This is a genomic window from Micromonospora sp. NPDC005257, assembly GCF_042872445.1.
GTDB lineage: Bacteria > Actinomycetota > Actinomycetes > Mycobacteriales > Micromonosporaceae > Micromonospora.
On record NZ_JBIAKL010000003.1, the window covers coordinates 392,293 to 411,807 of the forward strand.

General features: G+C 72.3%; 21 protein-coding genes and 1 pseudogene. 9 read left to right on the forward strand and 13 right to left on the reverse strand.

Going from position 1 to position 19,515, the window contains the following annotated elements; genetic code table 11:
- The first annotated feature begins 223 nt into the window (after nt 1-223).
- Entirely contained in the window at nt 224-4,621 is a 4,398-nt protein-coding gene (locus ACFYO8_RS08635; protein WP_354867505.1) for a S8 family serine peptidase, read from the forward strand.
- 183 nt (nt 4,622-4,804) lie between these two features.
- On the opposite strand, the gene ACFYO8_RS08640 is transcribed toward ACFYO8_RS08635, so the two are convergent.
- Nucleotides 4,805-5,296, reverse strand: a complete 492-nt coding sequence (locus ACFYO8_RS08640; RefSeq protein ID WP_354867507.1) for a winged helix-turn-helix domain-containing protein — start codon at nt 5,294-5,296, stop codon at nt 4,805-4,807.
- A gap of 268 nt (nt 5,297-5,564) precedes the next feature.
- Between ACFYO8_RS08640 and ACFYO8_RS08645 the strand changes: the two are divergent.
- A pseudogene (locus ACFYO8_RS08645) lies at nt 5,565-5,771 on the forward strand (hypothetical protein); the annotation flags it as partial.
- A gap of 30 nt (nt 5,772-5,801) precedes the next feature.
- On the opposite strand, the gene ACFYO8_RS08650 reads toward ACFYO8_RS08645, so the two are convergent.
- On the reverse strand, nt 5,802-6,836 hold the full coding sequence (locus ACFYO8_RS08650; protein WP_354867510.1) for a sigma-70 family RNA polymerase sigma factor: 1,035 nt from the start codon (nt 6,834-6,836) through the stop codon (nt 5,802-5,804).
- A 96-nt stretch (nt 6,837-6,932) separates the two neighbouring features.
- Between ACFYO8_RS08650 and ACFYO8_RS08655 the strand changes: the two genes are divergently transcribed.
- Both ACFYO8_RS08655 and ACFYO8_RS08660 read left to right on the forward strand, forming a co-directional pair.
- Nucleotides 6,933-7,754, forward strand: a complete 822-nt coding sequence (locus tag ACFYO8_RS08655; protein ID WP_354867512.1) for an alpha/beta fold hydrolase — start codon at nt 6,933-6,935, stop codon at nt 7,752-7,754.
- A 73-nt stretch (nt 7,755-7,827) separates the two neighbouring features.
- On the forward strand, nt 7,828-8,055 hold the full coding sequence (locus ACFYO8_RS08660) for a hypothetical protein (protein WP_269700829.1): 228 nt from the start codon (nt 7,828-7,830) through the stop codon (nt 8,053-8,055).
- 48 nt (nt 8,056-8,103) lie between these two features.
- Here ACFYO8_RS08660 and surE read toward each other — a convergent pair whose 3' ends face one another.
- Genes surE through ACFYO8_RS08675 form a run of 3 tightly spaced genes read right to left on the reverse strand, consistent with a single transcriptional unit; the run spans nt 8,104 to nt 10,119 of the window.
- Nucleotides 8,104-8,934 carry a 5'/3'-nucleotidase SurE gene (gene surE, locus ACFYO8_RS08665; RefSeq protein ID WP_354867514.1) on the reverse strand — a complete coding sequence of 277 codons (831 nt, stop codon included), beginning with the start codon at nt 8,932-8,934 and terminating at the stop codon, nt 8,104-8,106.
- A complete protein-coding gene (locus tag ACFYO8_RS08670; protein WP_387187906.1) occupies nt 8,924-9,850 on the reverse strand; it encodes a 1-phosphofructokinase family hexose kinase in 927 nt (308 codons plus the stop codon). The genes surE and ACFYO8_RS08670 overlap by 11 nt, the downstream gene beginning before the upstream one ends.
- A gap of 56 nt (nt 9,851-9,906) precedes the next feature.
- Nucleotides 9,907-10,119 (reverse strand): hypothetical protein, encoded by a 213-nt coding sequence (locus ACFYO8_RS08675; protein WP_262012149.1) that lies wholly within the window; start codon nt 10,117-10,119, stop codon nt 9,907-9,909.
- Nucleotides 10,120-10,300: 181 nt separating this feature from the next.
- Here ACFYO8_RS08675 and ACFYO8_RS08680 point away from each other — a divergent pair, with 181 nt between their 5' ends.
- Nucleotides 10,301-11,005: a hypothetical protein gene (locus ACFYO8_RS08680; protein ID WP_354867518.1), complete on the forward strand. Its 705-nt coding sequence runs from the start codon at nt 10,301-10,303 to the stop codon at nt 11,003-11,005.
- A gap of 40 nt (nt 11,006-11,045) precedes the next feature.
- Here the strand turns inward: ACFYO8_RS08680 and ACFYO8_RS08685 are convergent, their stop codons facing one another.
- From ACFYO8_RS08685 to ACFYO8_RS08710, 6 genes are all read right to left on the reverse strand, one after another.
- Nucleotides 11,046-11,234: a hypothetical protein gene (locus ACFYO8_RS08685; RefSeq protein ID WP_354867520.1), complete on the reverse strand. Its 189-nt coding sequence runs from the start codon at nt 11,232-11,234 to the stop codon at nt 11,046-11,048.
- A gap of 360 nt (nt 11,235-11,594) precedes the next feature.
- Nucleotides 11,595-12,095 (reverse strand): hypothetical protein, encoded by a 501-nt coding sequence (locus ACFYO8_RS08690; RefSeq protein ID WP_354867522.1) that lies wholly within the window; start codon nt 12,093-12,095, stop codon nt 11,595-11,597.
- Nucleotides 12,096-12,200: 105 nt separating this feature from the next.
- Nucleotides 12,201-13,145 carry an FAD-dependent oxidoreductase gene (locus ACFYO8_RS08695; protein WP_354867524.1) on the reverse strand — a complete coding sequence of 315 codons (945 nt, stop codon included), beginning with the start codon at nt 13,143-13,145 and terminating at the stop codon, nt 12,201-12,203.
- Nucleotides 13,146-13,212: 67 nt separating this feature from the next.
- Entirely contained in the window at nt 13,213-14,109 is an 897-nt protein-coding gene (locus tag ACFYO8_RS08700) for a hypothetical protein (RefSeq protein WP_354867526.1), read from the reverse strand.
- A gap of 48 nt (nt 14,110-14,157) precedes the next feature.
- Nucleotides 14,158-14,772 carry a dihydrofolate reductase family protein gene (locus ACFYO8_RS08705; RefSeq protein WP_354867528.1) on the reverse strand — a complete coding sequence of 205 codons (615 nt, stop codon included), beginning with the start codon at nt 14,770-14,772 and terminating at the stop codon, nt 14,158-14,160.
- An 82-nt stretch (nt 14,773-14,854) separates the two neighbouring features.
- Entirely contained in the window at nt 14,855-15,037 is a 183-nt protein-coding gene (locus tag ACFYO8_RS08710) for a hypothetical protein (RefSeq protein WP_354867530.1), read from the reverse strand.
- A 90-nt stretch (nt 15,038-15,127) separates the two neighbouring features.
- On the opposite strand from ACFYO8_RS08710, the gene ACFYO8_RS08715 reads away from it, so the two are divergent.
- Complete coding sequence (locus ACFYO8_RS08715; RefSeq protein WP_354867532.1) at nt 15,128-15,505, forward strand: ADP-ribosylation/crystallin J1; 378 nt, start codon at nt 15,128-15,130, stop codon at nt 15,503-15,505.
- Nucleotides 15,506-15,510: 5 nt separating this feature from the next.
- Here ACFYO8_RS08715 and ACFYO8_RS08720 read toward each other — a convergent pair whose 3' ends face one another.
- Nucleotides 15,511-16,248, reverse strand: a complete 738-nt coding sequence (locus ACFYO8_RS08720) for a VOC family protein (protein WP_354867534.1) — start codon at nt 16,246-16,248, stop codon at nt 15,511-15,513.
- A 144-nt stretch (nt 16,249-16,392) separates the two neighbouring features.
- On the opposite strand from ACFYO8_RS08720, the gene ACFYO8_RS08725 reads away from it, so the two are divergent.
- The 3 genes from ACFYO8_RS08725 (at nt 16,393) to ACFYO8_RS08735 (ending at nt 18,675) form a co-directional block, all read left to right on the forward strand.
- The gene (locus tag ACFYO8_RS08725) at nt 16,393-16,818 is read left to right on the forward strand and encodes a hypothetical protein (RefSeq protein WP_354867536.1); all 426 of its coding nucleotides are present in this window, start codon (nt 16,393-16,395) and stop codon (nt 16,816-16,818) included.
- 126 nt (nt 16,819-16,944) lie between these two features.
- A complete protein-coding gene (locus tag ACFYO8_RS08730; RefSeq protein ID WP_354867539.1) occupies nt 16,945-18,084 on the forward strand; it encodes a zinc-dependent alcohol dehydrogenase in 1,140 nt (379 codons plus the stop codon).
- 18 nt (nt 18,085-18,102) lie between these two features.
- Entirely contained in the window at nt 18,103-18,675 is a 573-nt protein-coding gene (locus ACFYO8_RS08735; RefSeq protein ID WP_354867541.1) for a hypothetical protein, read from the forward strand.
- Here the strand turns inward: ACFYO8_RS08735 and ACFYO8_RS08740 are convergent.
- On the reverse strand, nt 18,672-19,388 hold the full coding sequence (locus ACFYO8_RS08740) for a hypothetical protein (RefSeq protein WP_354867543.1): 717 nt from the start codon (nt 19,386-19,388) through the stop codon (nt 18,672-18,674). The genes ACFYO8_RS08735 and ACFYO8_RS08740 overlap by 4 nt on opposite strands.
- Nucleotides 19,389-19,515 lie beyond the last annotated feature (127 nt).

The following is a 19,515-nucleotide window of genomic DNA, read 5'->3' on the forward strand; positions in this document are numbered from 1 at the left end:
ATCCGGGGGCCTGTTGGTGACATGTTGCTTACGTACGGTCATTGATCGCTCGTCACTGTCGATCATAGTGTCCACTCAGGCGTCCGGCGCAGACCCGCACGGACGCCTAGGGGGCCTGGGGGGTTCTTGCAACACCGGTGCGACCAGTCGGGAGAGTTCGTCTCCTGGCCCTTCTGCCATGGCTCGATCATCAGCGGGTCATCGGAGTAGGAGGCAGCACCGAATGCTGAGACGTTCACACAGATGGGGCCCGGCCCGGCGGCTGGTGAGCGCGGGCGCCGTCCTGGTGCTCGCCGCCACCGCGCTGGCCGCCACCGGCACGGCGGCGCAGGCGGAGACAGGCGCCGGCGCGTCGGCCGGCGACAAGATCCGCCCGGAGCTCACCCGTGCGCTCCAGGGCAAGAGCGAGGGCGACTTCTGGATCCACTTCGGCGCCAAGGCGGACCTGAGCAAGGCCGCCGCGATCAAGGACTGGAACGAGCGCGGGGCCCTCGTCGCGGCGGCGCTGAAGAAGACCGCAGCCGACAGCCAGTCGAAGATCCGCGCCGAGCTGGACCGCTCGGGCACGAAGTACCAGACCTTCTGGGCGACGAACGCCATCAAGGTCACCGACGGCTCGCTGACCATGGCGCAGAACTTCGCCGCCCACTCCGAGGTGGACGGCCTGTACGCGCCGGTGGAGTACAAGCTGCCGGAGACCACCCCGGGTACCGACGAGAAGTCGGCGAACGCCCTGGAGTGGGGCATCGCCAACATCAACGCCGACGACGTCTGGTCCCAGTACGGCGTCAAGGGCGCCGGGATCACCGTGGCCAGCATCGACAGCGGCGTCCAGTTCGACCACCCGGCGCTGGTGAACGCCTACCGCGGCAACAACGGTGACGGCACCTTCGACCACGACTACAACTGGTTCGACGCGGCCGGCGAGTGCGCCACCGCGCCGTGCGACTCCGACGGCCACGGCACCCACACCATGGGCACCATGGCCGGCGCCGACGGGGCCAACCAGATCGGTGTCGCCCCCGAGGTCAAGTGGATCGCCGCGAACGGGTGCTGCCCGTCCGACGCCGCGCTGATCAACTCGGGCCAGTGGATGCTGGAGCCCACCGACCTCAACGGGCAGAACCCGGACGCCAGCAAGCGGCCGAACATCATCAACAACTCGTGGGGCACCACGACGCCGTCCAACGAGCCGTTCATGGAGGACGTCACGAACGCCTGGACCGCCTCGGGCATCTTCGGCGTCTGGTCCAACGGCAACAACGGCCCGTCCTGCCAGACCAGCGGCTCACCGGGCAGCCTGGGAAGCAATTACTCGACCGGTGCGTACGACATCAACAACAACATCGCCAGCTTCTCGTCCCGGGGCACCGGGCAGAGCGGCGAGATCAAGCCGAACATCTCGGCGCCGGGCGTCAACGTCCGCTCCAGCGTGCCGAACGACACCTACGCCACCGCCAGCGGCACCTCGATGGCGGCACCGCACCTGGCCGGTGCGATCGCGCTGCTCTGGTCCGCGGCACCGAGCCTGGTCGGTGACATCACGGCGACCCGCGCGTTGCTCAACGACACCGCCGTGGACAAGGCCGACACGCAGTGCGGTGGCACCGCAGACGACAACAACGTGTACGGCGAGGGCCGGCTGGACGCGCTCGCACTGCTCGCCGCCGCGCCGATCGGCGACAACGGCACGCTGGCCGGCAAGGTCACCGACGCCCGCAGCGGCGCCGCCATCGCCGGCGCGACAGTCACCCTGACCGGCGCGGCGGACCGTACGCTGACCACCGGCGCGGACGGCGTCTACTCCTCGCTCCTGCCGGCGGGCGACTACCAGGTGGTCGTCTCGGCGTACGGGTACGCCAGCCGCACGTTGTCCGCGACTGTCACCGCGAACACCACGACCACGCTCGACGTGGCGCTCAGCGCGGTACCGAGCGTGACGGTCAGCGGGCAGGTCACCGACGGGTCCGGGCACGGCTGGCCGCTGTACGCGAAGGTGAGCGTCGAGGGCACGCCGATCTCCGACTACACCACGCCGGCGACCGGCCGCTACAGCCTGTCGCTGCCGTCCGGGACGACCTACCGGCTCACCGTCGAGCCGCAGTACGCCGGCTACCTGACCACCACCAAGGAGGTCACCGTCGGCGCGGCAAACGTCACCGCCAACATCGCGGTGCAGGCGGACCCGGAGGCGTGCGCCACAGCCCCCGGCTACACCGTCAGCTCCGACGGTGAGTACGAGACGTTCGACGGCACCGATGTGCCGGACGGCTGGACCGTGGTGGACAACGCCGGCACCGGCCAGGTCTGGGAGTTCACCGACACCGGTGAACGCGGCAACCGGACCGGCGGCAGCGGCAACCTCGCCGTCATCGACAGCGACAACTACGGCAGCGGCGGGCGGCAGGACACGTCGCTGGTCAGCCCGGTGGTCGACCTGACCGGCGTGACCGCGCCGGTGGTCCGGTTCAACCAGGACTACAACTGGCTCAACAGCGACCGCGCGGACGTCGACCTGAGCCTGGACGGCGGCACCACCTGGAGCAACGTGCTCCGGCAGGCCACCGACGTACGCGGACCCCGGGTGACCGAGGTGCCGATCCCGCAGGCGGCCGGCCAGTCGCAGGTGCAGGTGCGCTTCCACTACTACGAGGCGAGCTGGGAATGGTGGTGGCAGGTCGACAACGTCCTCATCGGCAGCAAGCTCGTCTGCAAGCCGGTCAAGGGCGGCCTGGTCCTCGGCCACGTCCGGGACAAGAACGACAACGGCTACGTCAACGGCGCGACGGTGACCAGTAAGGACAACCCGGCGGACAAGGCCACCACGGTCGCCACGCCGGACGATCCCGAGCTGCCCGACGGCTTCTACTGGATGTTCTCGTCGCTGACCGGGACACACCCGTTCACCGCCAGCGCCGGCAACTACGTGAGCCAGACCAAGCAGGTCACTGTCGAGGAGGACTGGGCGACCGCGGCCAACTTCCAGCTCGCCGCCGGCCGGCTGTCGGTGAAGCCGACTTCGATCACCGGCACGGTCCGGATGCCCAGCGGGAAGGTCAGCAAGACCTTCACCGTCACCAACACCGGCGGCGCACCGGTCACCGCCGAGTTCAGTGAGCGCGACGGCGGGTTCGTGCTGCAACGGGCCGACGGCTCCCGGCTGTCCGAGCAGGCGATGCTCGGCTCCACTGGCGCGCCGGTGCAACGGCTGAACGTCGCCACGTCGTTCGCGGCGCGCTCGTCGGGCAAGTCGTCGAACGCGACCGTCGCGGCCGCACCGCAGGCGGATCCGTGGACCACCATCCCGGGCTACCCGGCGAACGTGATGGACAACCGGGTCGTCAACGTCGACGGCGTCGTCTACTCCATCGCCGGTGGTGACGGCACCACGTCGAGCGCCAAGAACTACAAGTACGACCCGATCGCCCAGGCGTGGACCGGGATCGCCGACCTGCCCGGCGCGCGTAACGCCATGACCGTCGGCGTGCTCGACGGCAAGATCATCGCTACCGGTGGCTGGGGTGCCGCCGGTCCGGACGTCGCCACCTTCTCGTACGACCCGGCGGCGAACACCTGGACCCGCAAGGCCGACAACCCGGCGCCGCGCTCGGCGGCCGGCCAGGCGGTCGCGGGCGGCAAGCTGTACGCGATCGGTGGCTGCACCACCGCGAGCTGCACGCCGATGTCGAACTCGGTGGTCCGGTACGACCCGGGCGCGAACACCTGGGAGACGCTGCCGGCGTACCCGAAGTCCGTGGCGTTCCTGTCCTGCGGCGGGATCGACGGCACCGTCTACTGCACCGGCGGTAACGACGGGTCGGTGTCGCAGAAGGTCGGTTACGCCTTCGACCCGGGTGCCAACGCGTGGACCGCCATCCCGGACGCGCCGGCCGACAGCTGGGCCGCCTCGTACGCGGTGGCGAACGGCAAGCTCCTGGTCGTCGGCGGGTCGCAGGGCGGCGCCATCACCAACGCCGGCTTCGCCTTCGACCCGGCGACCAACTCGTGGGCCAACCTGCCCAACGCCAACGCCCCCCGCTACCGGGGTGGCGCGGCCTGCGGGTTCTACAAGATCGGCGGTTCGTCGGGCGGCTTCACGGCCACCAAGGACAGCGAGGTCCTGCCCGGCTTCGGCGAGTGCGCCGAGGGTGGGGCCGACGTGAGCTGGCTGACCGTCGACAAGTCGAAGGTCACGCTGGCGCCGGGTGAGACGGTCACAGTCACTGTCGGCATGACCGCGAGCGTGGACCAGCCGGGCACGTACTCCGCGTCCGTGGTGATCAAGGAGGACACCCCGTACACGGTGGAGCCGGTGGCGGTGACCATGATCGCGCAGCCGCCGACCACCTGGGGCAAGCTGTCCGGCACGGTCTCCGGCAAGAGCTGCCAGGGCGCCACCGCGCCGCTGGCGGGCGTGACGGTGCAGGTCGACTCCTGGGCGAGTTCGTACACCTTCACCACCGACGCCCAGGGCCGGTACGCCTACTGGATGGACCGGCGCAACAACCCGCTGACGCTGATCGTCGCCAAGGACGGCTGGAAGCCCCAGACGCGCCAGACGAAGATCAACAGCAGCACGCCCACGGTAGAGGACTTCACCCTCTCCCCCACCCGCTGCTGACCCAGCACCCGACAAGGACGGCCCGCCCGGTGCACGCACCGGGCGGGCCGTCCCATGTCCACCCCCTTTCCCGCCGATCTCGCACTTGCCGCCCCGGCAAGGGCACACAAAAGCCCCACCCGAGGGGCCGGAACTGCAAGATCGACGGCGCGAGCGGGTGGGGCGGGGAAGGGCGGGGCGGGGTTAGGGGGTGAGACGGAAACCCACGCCTCTTACGGCGTGGATTTCGGCGGGGGCGTCGAGGCGGCCCAGCTTACGGCGTAGACGGCGGACCACCGAGTGCATGTCCGAGCCCCGTCCGAGGTGGTCGTTGCCCCAGACGGCGCGGTGCAGCCGGGCGTACGTCCACACCTGGCCGGGCGTGTCGGTGAGGCAGACAAGCAGGTCGTGCTCCAGCGGCGTCAACCCGATCTCCCGCTCCCGCCAGCGCAGCACCCGCCGGTCGGAGTCGACCGCGAGCTCCCGCCGGGGCGGCTCGGCCGGCGCCTCGTCATCCACGGGCGGGTGCGGCGCCACGGCGAGCGCCGGCCGGCGCACCATGTCGAGGAAGCGGCGGGCCTGATGGGCGCTGGACACGATCAGGAACGACTCGGTGCCGCCGAGCAGTTGGGCGAGCTGCCGGCGCTCGGCCGACGAGGTCGCGATGCCGATGACCAAGGACGGGATCCCTGTCATCCGTTCCCACCTTTCCGGCAGGTTGAACCACAACGCCGGGCGGTCGCCAGGCACGGCGATGCGGAGGCACCTGGCTTGCGGAGTTCGACCCGAGGGATGCGGGAGCTGCGGTTTCGTGAGGCTTCGGGGTGAACTACCGGGATCATATAGCCGGGCACCGATGATTGGTATAGCAGTTAACGTCTATGTAACTGCGTGCGACAAGGTGTTCGAGGCGCATTGCGCCGACGCGCGCGTACCGATGAGAGCCGGGACGTACGGCGGTCCAATGCCTGTGATCACCCACCTGCTCCGCCTGGCCGACGGGACGCCGACCCGCGCGGAGATCGCGGCCCGCTGCGCCGAACTGGCCGAGGCGCTGCGCGGCCGCGACCGGGGCGTGGTGGTGTGCGACGTGTCCGCGGTGACCGCGCCCGACCTCGTCACGGTCGAGGTGCTGGCGCGGCTACGCCTGACCGCCCGGCGGTTCGGCTGGCGGCTCGAGGTACGCGGCGCGTGCGAAGGCCTACGCGAACTGGCCGGCCTGCTCGGGCTGGCCGGCGTCCTCCTCCAGCCGGGCGGGCAGCCCGAACAGCGGGAACAGCCGGTCGACGTCGTGGAAGTTGTTGAGCGACGTGATCCGCCCCCGGGAGACGCCGATCACGATCAACGCCCACGGCACATGACCTGAGCCGTCGGGGTCGCACCGGTACTGGCCGAACGCCGGCATGCCGTTGGCGGCCGTCGGCACCAGCCGGGAGCCGCGGCAGCCGCTGCCGGTGCCGGCCATCCACGCGGCGATGTGCTCGGGACCGCGCAGCCACAGCGGCAGCGGCGGCATCGACAGCGTCGCGTCCTCGTGCAGCAACGCGGTGAGCGCCGCCAGGTCGTACGCCTCGAAGGCGCGCACGTAGCGGGCGAGCAGGGCCTGCTGCTCGCTGTCGAGCGGACGGCGCACCTCGGCCCCGGTGTCGGCCGAGGCGAGCGTGGCGCGCGCCCGTTGCAGCGCGCTGTTGACGCTCGCCACCGACGTGTCCAGCAGTTCGGCGGCCTCCTGGGCCGACCAGGCCAGCACCTCGCGCAGGATCAGCACGGCCCGCTGTTTCGGCGGCAGGTGCTGCAACGCAGCGACGAACGCCAGCCGGACCGACTCCCGGCCGGCGACCACCTCGGCCGGGTCGGCGGCCTCGGGCAGCACCCGGTCGTCGGGCGCCGGACCGAGCCAGATCTGCTCCGGGCGCGGCTCGCCGGGATGGGTGGCGGCGCCGACGCCCGCCGGACCGAGGTCCATCGGCCGGATCCGGCGCTGCGCGCTCGTGGACATGGTGAGGCAGACGTTCGTGGCGATCCGGTAGAGCCAGGTCCGCAGGGCGGACCGCCCCTCGAACTTGTCGAAATTGCGCCAGGCCCGGACGAACGTGTCCTGCACGGCGTCCTCGGCCTCGAAGGCCGAACCCAGCATCCGGTAGCAGTAGCCGGTCAACTCCGACCGGTACGCCTCGAGTTGCGCCTCGACGGGAACACTCGCCACCTCGCTCACCTCGCCGAACCTAGCCCACATGCAGCGACAATGCGAGCACGTTCGATCCCGCGCCGATGATTCCGTGCCGCCCGCCCGGTCCACCAGCCGTCAGGTCACCACGTCCGAGGAGCACCGATGACCACAGCGCAGCGCGACGAGACCCACGCCCCCGGGCGGTACGCCGACGTCAACGGCGTCCACCTCTACTACGAGACGCACGGCGAAGGCCGGCCGATGATCCTGCTGCACGGCGGCCTCACCTCGGGTGAGATGTTCGCGCCGATCCTGCCCGCGCTCACCGCGCGGCACCAGGTGATCCTGGTGGATCTCCAGGGGCACGGCCGCACCGCCGACGTGGACCGTCCGCTCGACATGGCGCTGATGGCCGACGACGTGGCCGCGCTGATCGACCACCTCGGGCTGGACCGGCCGGACGTGGTCGGCTTCTCCCTAGGCGGCGGCGTCGCGCTGCACACCGGGTTCCGGCACCCGGAGAAGATCGGCCGGCTGGTCGCCGCGTCCGCGCACATCCGCCGCGACGCCGTGTACCCGGAACTGCTGGCGCAGCAGGGCCAGGTCGGCGCCGCGGCGGCCGAGTACATGAAGGACACCCCGATGTACGAGCTGTACCAGCGGGTCGCGCCCCGTCCGGAGGACTTCCCCCGGCTGCTCGACAAGATCGGCGAGGCGATGCGGACGGACTTCGACTTCACCGAGCAGGTCCGGGCCCTGCGGGTGCCGACGCTGGTGGTGGCCGCCGATGCGGACATGGCCCCGCCGAGCCACTTCGTCGAGGTGTTCGGGCTGCTCGACGGCGGCCGGCGCGACGGCGGCTGGACGGGCGAGGGCCGTCCGGCGGGCGGGCACGCGCTGGCGATCCTGCCCGGCCTGACCCACTACGACATCGACCAGTCGCCGCTGTTCGCCGCGGTCACCCTGGACTTCCTCGACCGCTGACGCCGGCCCCGCGCGGTTGCCGCGTCCCGTCCCGGGGTACCGCTTGCGCAGAAGCACCGGTGAGGAGGACGAGATGACCGACCCCAGGTACGCACCGATCGGGCTGGCCACTGCCGGGCAGCTGGTCCCCGACGACGGGGAGACCGGCGGCGGTGAGGTCGTCGGCGCTGACGACGCGGCTGCCGACGCCGCCCGCGCCGGCGCCGACGTGGACCTGTCCCGGGCCGACCGGGACAGCGACGGCACCCCGGTGGGCGCCGCCGACGCCGAGGCCGACCGCCGGCGCGCGGCAGGCGAGTGACGCTCTCCGCCCCGCCACCCGTACGACGGTGGCGGGGCGGAGCCGTCCTCAGCCGTCGACCGGCAGCTCCACGTCGGGCAGGTGCCCGAGCGCCCGGATCGCGGTGACCGCGGCGTACCCGTCGGCCAGCCAGGCGATGTCGGTGCCGGGGACCGCGCGGACCGCGTTCTCCTCCACCGCCGTACGCACGAAGCCCTCGCCGCGCTCGGCGACCGACACCTGCACCTGACCGAACGGCGCCAGGGTCGCCCGGCGCAGCCCGGCCACCTGGGCAGCCGGCAGGTCGGGCACGTTGAGGTTGAGCACCGTGCCCGGGGCCGCGTCGGCCAGCCAGGGCAACAGCGTCCCGGCCAGCTCGGCGGCGCTCGACCAGTGGCGGGACTCGTCGTCCACGCTGTCCAGCACCGCGATCGCCGCACCGCCGCTACCGGCGCTCGCCACCGCCGCGGTGAGCACGTCGAGCGACACGGCGAGCGCGCGGATGCCGTTGTTCCCGGCGGTCAGCGCCGCGCCGACGGTGCCGGAGTGCAGCACCGCGTGGCCCGCGTTGGCGCCCCGGTTGATGCCGGACAGCAGCAGGTCCGGCACCGGCCCGAACACGCCGAGCCCGGCCAGCACCGCGATGTACGCCGGGGAGGCGGCCACCGCGTACGCGGGCACGCCGGGCAGCCCGTCCAGCTCGGTCTCGCGGAACACCACCCGTCCGTCCTCGGTCACCGCGGACAGTGCCGCGCTCATCCCGCTCGCCTCGTGCCGCGGCGCGGCGACCACCACGTCCAGCCCGCGTTCGTACGCGGCGCGGGCAAGCGCGCGGATGCCGGGGGCGTGCACGCCGTCGTCGTTGGTCACCAGCACCCGGGGTCGCCGGTCAGCTGTCATCGTCACCACCGTCCAGCGGGGTCAGCCGTACCCGGCCGGCCAGCTCGCGTACCGCCTCGGCCCGGCCGGTGCCGAGGCCGTGCCGGGTCACGTTCAGCGCTCCGGCGGCGGCGCCGACGTGCAGCGCCTCCCGCAGGTCTCCGCCCCGGGCCAGCACCGCCGCCACCCCGGCGGTCATCGAGTCACCGGCGCCCCGGTGGTCGGCCAGCTCCAGCGGCGGGGCGTGCACCAGCAGCGGCTCGCCGTCCTCCGGCAGCGCCAGCGCGGGCTCCCCGGCCCGGCTGATCAGCACCGTACGCGCGCCGCGCTCCTGACACCGGCGGCCGGCGTCGCGCAGCTCCTCCACGCTGTCGTCCTTCGCCAGTCCGTCGTCGAGCAGTTCCTCGTGGCTGACCTTCAGCACGCTCACCCCGCCGTCGAGCACCGCCTCCAGGTACGGCCCGGACAGGTCCGCCACCACAGTTCCGCCGTTGGCGCTCAGGTCGGAGGCGAGCCGGCGGTAGATGTCCGGGTCCACCACCTGCGGGTCGGCCGGCCCGCTGAGCACGCTGACCGGTGCGCGCAGCCCTTCGGTGAGCGTCACCGTGTACAGCTCGTCGATGTCGTGCCGCACCATGGGCGCGCCCGGGTGCTCGGCGATCTCGGTCCGCTCGCCGTCGCGCCGGTCGTGCACGTACCAGCCGGTGCCGGACTCCCGCCGCACCACCCGTACCGTGACGTCCTCGTCGTCGAGCAGCTTGCGGACCGCGTCGCCGACCTCGCCGCCGAGGCCCACACACATGGTCACCGGCACACCGAGCGCGGCGATCATCCGGGTCTGCCACACCCCCTGCCCACCGGGGTGCAGATGCAGCTCGGACGCGTCGCCCTGCTGCTCGATCGTCACCGTCAACAGCGGCGCCGGGGCGAACACCATCACCTTCTGGTCCATCCGCCAGTGTTGCCCGCTGACCGGCCCGGTAATCACCCAGGTCAGCGCGGGCGTGCGGCGGCACGGCGACGCCGCAGGTACGGCAGCGCGAACAGGTAGAGGCCGCTGATCAGGAGCAGGGCGAGCGGGAGCAGCGGCACGTAGGAGACCCACACGATCGGGTCCTTCTGGGCCAGCGCCACGAACGTGACCACGACGGTCACGGTGAAGGCGACGGAGAACCAGCGGTGCAACTGGCGGATGCGCGTGTCCATCGGTCGACGACCTTTCCCGGTGGCCGCCCCGGCGGGTGGCCCGTGCCGGCAACGCTAGGTCCGCCCGCCCGCGCGATGCTTCTCGATTCCTGACCGGTACACGCTGTCGCGCCGCGCGTGGGACGGATTGACCGGTCGCCCTACCCTGCCGACAAGAGCAGCCGATGCCACGGGGGCAGGCATGCAGATCATCGAACACAGCATCATCGGCACCCGCTCCGCCGTGCTCCGTCTACGCCGGCCCGGCAGCCGGTTGGAGTTCCTGGTGTTCCCGATGCTCCACGTGGCGAGCCCGGGGTTCTACGCGGCGGTCACGAAACGGCTCCGCGAATGCGACCTGCTCGTCGTCGAGGGCGTCAGCGGCCGCTCGGTGGTCGGCTCGGCGTTGACACTCACCTACCGGGCCATGCCGGCCAACCGGCGCTCCGGCCTGGTGACAGACCCCATTCCGTACGCGTCTCTCGGGGTCGAGGTGCTCAACCCGGACGTGTCGGCGGAGGAGTTCAGCAAGAGCTGGCGGACGATGCCGCTGCGGTTGCGCCTCCAGATGTGGCTGGTGATCCCGTTCGTGACGGTGATGCAGTTCTTCGGCGGCACCCGGCGTCTGCTCTCACCAGAGATCGAGATGAACGACCTGCTGTCGGCCACCGACGAGCGGTACGCCGACCACGAGTTCACCGAGCACGCCGAGCGCGCGTTCGGCGGCGAACGCGACGAGCGGCTGCTCGCCGAGTTGTCCGAGCTGATCCGTGCCCGGTCGGCGGAACGCATCGACGTGGCTGTCGTGTACGGCGCCGGGCACGTACCGGCGATCGTGCGCGGGCTCTTCGAGCTGCATGGATACCGTCCACGCGCCGCCGAATGGCTGACCGTCCTGGAACGGTGACCACCTCGCTCGGGCGGCGTGGCCCCGCATGCGAACCCGCTCAGTCAGCGGCCAGCTCGGGCCGATGCTCCTTGATCCATTTCCGCACATCCGACTTCAGCCAGACCTTGCCCTGCACCAGGTCGGCCACCGGCTCCGGGAAGTTGCGGTGACTGGTGATCACGTAGACGCGCTGCTTGCTGATGCCACCCAGCATCACGCGGATCTCGGCTGCGCCCACCAGCTCCATAAGCCGGACGCTAGACAGTTGCCCCGGCTCCTTGACTCAGGTCAACGCCTCGGTCACCGTATGGGGTATGCCGACTTCCTCGCCGACACAGGGCCGCCCACCCAGAGCGATCCGGCCCCACGTGGCGATCCGGCCGCTGTGGCTGTGCCGGGTCTGCGCCGGGCCGTGGCCGTGTCAGCCCGCGCGCCTGTTGTTGCTGCTGGAGTACCGGCGCGACCGGGTGGCACTGTCGATCTACATGGCCGGCTGCCTGTTCGACGCCGCCGCGGATCTGCTGAGACTCAACCCCGCTCCGGGCCTCCCCCCGACGAACTGTTCCACCGGTTCGTCGCGTGGACGAGACACTCCTGACCGGACGGGTCACTCCCGTCCCGCCGTGCCCGCGGACCAGTGGTCCACCCGCATCCGCGGCGACGGCGGGCTCGCCGTGTCGGAGCGCCGCACGAACCCGGCGACCGCGAGCGCGCTCATCGTGGTGGCCACGGCGGCGGCGAGCACCAGGAGGGTGGTCTCCACCTGCACCGTCCGCATGTACTCGCCGCCCTCGGCGGTGGCGGACGCGTAGCGCACGACCGCGAGCGGGTTGAGCAGCACCGCCGCGATCCCGGCCACCCACGCCGCCGCCGGTAGCCGCTCGGCGTCGGAGCCGGTGACCCGCCGGGCCGCCCACCCACCGAGGGCCGCGAACGTGACGAGCAGCGTGACCGTCAGCAGCCAGAGCACGGCGGGCAGCAGGTCACGCAGGGGCACCACGGCGTCGAGCAACTCCACCAGGAAACCGGAGCCGTCGTGGGTCACCAGGCCGATCCGGTGGCTGTAGGCGGCGAGCGCGACGAGCGTGCAGCCGATGTGAACGGTCATCAGGGCGACGAGGGCGGACAGTGCAGCGCGGCGGGCGGACACCGGGCCGAGGTTACCGCCCACCCGGTGCGGCGGTGGACCGGCGACGTGCCTGCGCCGGGACGGTCAGACACTCAGGGCCAGGTCGGCCACCTCGGCGGCGCAGCCCCAGGACAGCGTCACCCCGGCACCGCCGTGCCCGTACGCGTGCACCAAGCGCCCGTCGGCGGCGTCCACCTCGACCCGGGGGCCGCCGTGCCGGGCGGGCCGCAGCCCGATCCGCTCCCCCAGCACCGGCGCGTCCGCGAGCTGCGGCACCAGCGCCACACACCGGCGCCGGATCGCCGCCGCCTCCTCCGGGTCGGGACGGGTGTGTCCCACCCCGGCCTCGTAGGTGCCGCCGAGCACCACGTCGTGGCGGCGCGGATGCACGTACGTGACGCCCGCCGGGTCGTCCTCGTCGCGTACCGAGACGGTCAGGCCGGGGTTCGCCACCAGCAGGACGTGCCCGCGCGCCGGGTACACGCCCGGGTCGGCAGCGAGCCGTCCGGCGGCCAGGCCGGTCGCGTTCACCACGACCGGCGCGAACTCGTACGCCTCGGCGAGCGTGCCCAGCGCGCGGCGGACGACCCGGCCGCCGCCCGCCTCCAGGCGCTGCCGCAGCCAGGTGAGGTAGCTGGTCATCTCCACCGACGGGGCGGTGAACCGCAGCAGCGCGGTGTACGGCGGCTCCGCCGGTTCGATCGTCAGGTCGCCGCAGGCGTCGGCCCACCAGGGCGGTCCGGCGCAGGGGTGGCGCAGCCACATCCGGGTGGGCCGGTCGACCACCCCCGGCACGCTGTCGGCCGCCTGGCGGCGCAGCTCGGCGTGGGTGTCCCGCGCCCAGCGCAGCACCCGCGGATCCTCCTCCGTGTGGCTCGGGTACCAGACCGCGGCGGCCACCGCCGAAACCGTGTCGGCCGGGTCGTGGGCAGTCAGCACGGTGACCCGCGCGCCGCGCCGCTGGAGCGTCAGCGCGGTCGTCATCCCGACCACCCCGCCGCCGGCCACCACCACGTCCGCCTTCGTCATGACCCGCTCCCGTCGCCCGTACCGTCGTTGCCGGCCACGCTCATGATGACGGAGGTCCCGCAGGACGTCAGCCGGCCGATTCCGGGGCGGGCACCGCCGGTGCGGTGCGGTCCGCGCCGGTCAGGCCGGCGACGAGGAGCAGGTACGCGGCCAGCTCCACCGCCGCCGTGAGCGCCGGCACCGGTTGCGGCATCGCCGACGTGGGGGTGATGACGTACCAGGCGAACAGGGCGGTGCTGTCGGCCGGGTACGGCAGCGGCACGGCCTCGATGCCCGCATCGAGCAGCGACAGCGCGAGCACCGCCAGCAGCGTCGCGCCGGTCGCGGCGAGACGTCGGCCCCGCCCGGCCAGCAGCACGGCGAGCCCCAGCGCGGCGAGCGCGAGCGCCAGCGGCGGCAGCACCGCGAGGACGAGCGCCGCCACGACGTCGGCCTGGTCGTAGTACGCCGGGCCCTCCACCCGGGTCAGCGTGGTCTCGGTGCGCGTCTCCACGATGTGGGCGGCGACGGCGAAGCCGATGTCGGTGAGCCGGACGGCCGCGTACCCGACGACGGGCGCGGCGGCCGCCGCCGCGACGATCAGGTGCCGGCGCCGCCCGCGGCCCCGGAAGACGACCAGCAGCACCGCCACCGCGACCAGCGCCGCCCAGCTGCCGGCGAACGTCGCGTCGAAGCCGGCCGTGCGGTCGATGACGGTGTAGCCGCTGCCGTACACCGTCCAGCCGATGTCTGCGGCGCCCGGCTCGGCCGGCATGGTGCGGACCGCGTCCACGATCAGCGGCGCGAGCGCCACCGGCACCACCCAGCGCGGAGGTGGCAGCCCGGCGACGACGGCGTACGCGAACAGCAGCGTCAGGCTCAGCACCTCGGCGCCGCGCCAGAGGGGTGCGGCCACCAGGACGCCGACGACGTGGGCGACGGCGGACACCGCCGCGAGGAGCAGCAGCAGCGGGGCGCGACGCACGCGGCGGATCCTTTCACGACACACCGATCCGCCGCCGCCCCGTGCTCGTCAGCCTCCCGCCGGCACCTGGTCCTTGACGTCGTCGTAGCCGACCGCGCCCGGCGCCGGGGCCGGGGTGTAGATCACCCGGATCACGCCGGTCGGGTACGCCTCGGTCGCGGCCACCCGCAGGTGGTACGGCGCGTCGCCCTCGTCGAACAGCCGGCGGCCCTTGCGGGCGGCCACCGGGTGCACCAGCAGCCGCAGCTCGTCCACCAGGCCCGCGGCGAGCAGTTGCTGCACCACCGAGATCGACCCGGGGATGAGGATGCCCTTGATGCCGGCGTCGGCCTTGAGCGCGGTGACGGCGTGGATCAGGTCGCCCTGGATCAGCTCGGAGTTGCGCCAGGAGAACTCCAGCGGCTGGCGCGACACGACCACCTTGCGCATGTCGCCGAGCTGCTTGGCGAACGGCGCGTCCTCACCGCCGGCGGCCTCCCGGTCCGGCCAGGCGCCGGCGAAGCTGTCGTATGTCTCCCGCCCGATCAGCAGCACGTCCGAGGTGTCGTAGTCCTCGGTGACGGCCCGGCCCATGTTGTCGTCGAAGTACGGGAAGTGCCAGTCGGGGTCGATCTCGGCGACACCGTCGGCCGAGATGAACAGCGTGGAGATGACAGTGGCCATCGTGGTTCTCCTTCGCAGTGGGTTCGACGGTTGACCGCCGCAACTGGTCAAACTCATCTGCCCCCGACGACGTCACCCGGGATCAGAACGCGAAATCCGGTGGGGCGCCCTCGCCCACCCGCCCGAGCGTCATGGTGCTGGCGGCGATGACCGCACGCAGGCCCGTCTCGTCGAGCCCTTCGGTCTTCCAGGCGAAGGTCCGCCGGTTGCGCTCCAGGACGGCCAGCAGCGCCTCGGCCTCGGTCTCGCTGGTCACATCGTCCATCTCCGAAGCATAGGCAGCCGGCGAAATCCGCGGGGGGCGGCGACGGTCCGTCCGGTACGGTTCGCGGACGAGACGCGAGAGGGGCACGCGATGACGGAGACGACGACGCTGTGGCGCCCGACCGGCCCGCGGGAACTCGACCTCGTCCGCGTCTCCAGCTGGCGGGCCTGGCCACCCCGGCTGCCGGACCAGCCGATCTTCTATCCGGTCCTCAACGAGCAGTACGCCGTGATGATCGCCCGGGACTGGAACGTGGCGGCCTCCGGCGTCGGCTACGTGACGCGTTTCCACGTCGACAGCGCGTTCGTCGCCCGCTACCCGGTCCGGCAGGCCGGCGGCCGGGACATCCTGGAGCTGTGGGTGCCGGCCGAGGAGCTGGACGAGTTCAACCGGCACATCGTCGGGTCGATCGAGGTGGTCCACGAGTTCCGGCCGGACGGGACGGGTCGGCCGGCCGTCGGCCCGTGATCCCGTCAGGCCGGGGTGAGCAGGCAGAACTCGTTGCCCTCCGGGTCGACGAGCACCCGCCACCGGAGGTCGGCCCCGCCCAGGTCGGCGTCGGTGGCGCCGAGAGACCGCAGGCGGGCGGCCTCGGCGTCCAGGTCGTCGGACGGGTACGGGCGGACGTCCAGGTGGACCCGGTTCCACCCGGTCTTCGCGTCGGGTGTGCGGACGAACCGCAGGTAGGGGCCGACGCCCTTGGCGGAGCGCAGCACCGCCTCCTGGTCGGTCATCTCGTGCACGGTCCAGTCGGTGGCGCGGCCCCAGAAGCCGGCCATGGCGCGCGGGTCGGCGCAGTCGACCACCACGGCGCCGACGAGACCGGTGTCCGCGTACCGCGGGTTCGGCTCCCGTACGCAGAACTCGTTGCCCTCCGGGTCCGCCAGGACCGTCCACGGCACGTCGCCCTGGCCCACGTCGGCGGGGGTGGCGCCGAGAGCGGTCAGGCGCGCGACCAGCTCCGCGTGGTGCGCGGCCGAGGTGGTCGCGAGGTCGACGTGGACCCGGTTCTTCGCCGTCTTGGGCTCCGCGGAGACGACCAGGTCGACGTACAGGGTGCTCGGATCCGGGTAGGTGAGGCCCTCGGGTTCGAGGTTGGTCACGCCGGGGCCCTCGCTGGACATCTCCCAGCCGAGCACCTTCGCCCAGAAGCCGCCGAGCGCCACCTCGTCGTGGGCCTTCATGTTGATCTGTACGAACCGGGTTGCCATGGCGGCGATGGTAGGCGGCACGCCAGGTTGCCGTGGCCCCGGCAGGTGATCAGGAATCGAGAAGCACACCGTCACCGCCGCGCCCTAGCGTTGTCGTCGGGCGGTCGGCACCACGCGGACCGCGAGTCACGAGGGGGAATCGAGATGTCCGACGGGTTCAGCGCCGAGGAGCGCGCCGCGATGAAGGAGCGCGCCGCCGAGCTGCGCGCCGAGGGCAGGAAGGGCGCGAAGAAGGCCGACGACCTCCAGGCGGTGCTCGACCGGATCGCGCAGATGGCGCCGGAGGACCGCGAGCTGGCCGAGCGCGTGCACATGACGATCACCTCCGCCGGGCCGGAGCTGTCGCCGAAGACCTGGTACGGCATGCCCGCGTACGCCGACGCGGCCGGCAAGATCGTCGTGTTCTTCCAGGACGCGGGGAAGTTCAAGTACCGCTACTCGACTGTGGGCTTCCAGGAGGCGGCGAACCTCGACGACGGCGACATGTGGCCGGCGTCGTTCGCGCTGCTGCGGTGGAGCCCGGAGGTGGAGAAGAAGCTCACCGAGCTGGTACGGGCCGCCGTGTCCTGACCGCGCGGCCCGGTGATCCCCCTCCCGTTTGCCCCTCGTCCTCCGGGGTAGCCCTTCCAGTGCACCGGACGACCCGGGGCGAGTCGAACAACGGCACGGGCATCCGGGAGGCGTCGAGTGCGAGCAATGGTCTACCGCGGTCCGTACCGGGTGCGGGTGCAGGAGAAGGACCGGCCCGTCGTGGAGCACCCCAACGACGCGATCGTGCGGGTGACGCGGGCCGCCATCTGCGGCTCCGACCTGCACCTCTACCACGGCATGATGCCGGACACCCGGGTCGGGATGACGTTCGGTCACGAGTTCGTCGGCGTGGTGGACGAGGTCGGGCCGTCGGTGCGCAACGTCAAGCCGGGCGACCGGGTGATGGTGCCCTTCAACGTGTACTGCGGGTCCTGCTTCTTCTGCGCCCGGGGCCTCTACAGCAACTGCCACAACGTGAACCCGAACGCCACGGCGGTGGGCGGCATCTACGGCTACTCGCACACCTGCGGCGGCTACGACGGCGGCCAGGCCGAGTACGTCCGGGTTCCGTTCGCCGACGTCGGGCCGAGCCCGATTCCGGAGTGGATGGACGACGACGACGCGGTGCTGCTCACCGACGCGCTCGCCACCGGCTACTTCGGCGCGCAGCTCGGCGACATCGCCGAGGGTGACGTGGTGGTGGTCTTCGGCGCCGGCCCGGTGGGCCTCTACGCCGCCAAGTCGGCGTGGCTGATGGGCGCCGGCCGGGTGATCGTCATCGACCACCTCGACTACCGGCTGGAGAAGGCGGCGTCGTTCGCGCACGCCGAGACCTACAACTTCGCCGAGTACGACGACATCGTCGTGCACATGAAGAAGATCACCGACCACCTGGGCGCGGACGTGGCGATCGACGCGGTCGGCGCGGAGGCGGACGGCAACCTGCTGCAGCACGTCACCGCGACGAAGCTGAAGTTGCAGGGTGGTTCGCCGGTGGCGCTGAACTGGGCCATCGACTCGGTACGCAAGGGCGGCACGATCTCGGTGATGGGCGCGTACGGGCCGATGTTCAGCGCGGTGAAGTTCGGCGACGCGATGAACAAGGGGCTCACGCTGCGGATGAACCAGTGCCCGGTGAAGCGGCAGTGGCCGCGCCTGTTCGAGCACATCCGCAACGGCTACCTCAAGCCCAGCGACCTCGTGACCCACCGGATCCCGCTGGAGCACGTCGCCGAGGCGTACCACATCTTCTCCGCCAAGCTCGACGGCTGCATCAAGCCGCTCATCGTCCCGAACGCCGCCTGAGAGGACCGGGAGCCGACCATGCCGTACACGCCGGACAAGCCCAAACTCGCCGAGTCCCCGGACGAGCTGCGTGCCCGCATCCCCGGGTGGGGCGCCGACCTCGACCCGGCGGACCGGCCCGCCGTGCCGAAGGAGCGCTTCGCGCCGGAGGTCACCGGCGCGCACTGGGAGTTCCCCGAGCGGCAGCCGGAGAAGTGGCCGCGCGAGCGGTCGATCGAGCACGCGTTCCTGACGCCCGTCTTCGGCACCTCGTGCCCGCCCAAGGGGCTCTCCGGCGTGATCCGCCGTTACTCGTACCGCCGGTTCAGCGAGGGACGCGCGGCACACTGGCTGCTGCTGCTCGCCGCCGACCGGGTCGACACGGCGGAGAGCAGACTGGGGTCGCTGTTCAGCCGCCACCCGGACAACCCGGTCACCGAGACCGGCGTGCTCAGCGAGGTCACCCACCACGGGCTCTCCTCCCGGCTGCGCGGCAACCGGGTCGACCGCGTGCATCACCCGCTCGACCCGGTCGTGGTCGCCGCGCCCTGGGTGCTGGCCGGTGGCGTCGCGTACCTGCTCGTACGCCGGGCGACGCGCCGCCGCCGCTAGCGCTGCCAGGAGTCGAGGCCGCGGACCGCGGCCTGGGCGATGTCGTCGGCCAGGCCGGGGTCGGCGCTGGTGCCCTCCCAGCCCTGGTCGTGCACGACAGTGACCGCGTCGGCGACCCGGATGACGATGATCTGGCTGGTGCTCCGCCCCTGGGCCGGGCTTCCGTCCGGGTCGGTCGCCGGCCGGCTCACGGTCATCAGCAGCGCCTCGTCCCCGGTCCCCGCCATCGGCCGGGACGCGACGGTGACGCTGCCGCCCGCGGCCGGGAACGACCGGCACTCCGCGACCGCTCCCCGGACCCGGCGCAGGTAGTCGGCCGCGCCGGCGCCCTCGAAGGCGAAGACGGTCTGGTGCAGCGTGCCGTAGGGGACGTTCTCCGGCGGATCCTTCGGCTGCTTGTAGGTGCTCATCATCGCGGCGCTCGCGGTGACCGACCGTCCACCGCTGCGGAACTCCTTGTCGCACAGCTCGGGCAGCGCGCCGGCGACCTCCGTCGGCTGGGCGGCGGTCTTGCGCAGCTCCGGCGGCAGGTCGGCGAACGCGGACGTCGGAATCGTCACGGGCCCGCCGGACGACTGTGACGCCGACGGCGTGACGGCCGTCGGACCGGAGGTCGGCGCCGAGGTGCGTCCCCCGGCGCCGCCGTCGTTCCCCCCGCCGTCGCCACACGCGCCGGCCAGCAGCGCGGTGACGAGCAGGGGTACGCCACGCATCCGCCTACGGCGACCCGGTGTCCTCACGTCGACCTCCGTCCCGTGCCCGTCCCGACGACGTTCCCGGCGCGGCGGCGCCCGAAACAGCACCGCCACTCCCCCGACGCCCGGCCCCGCCACCGGTTTC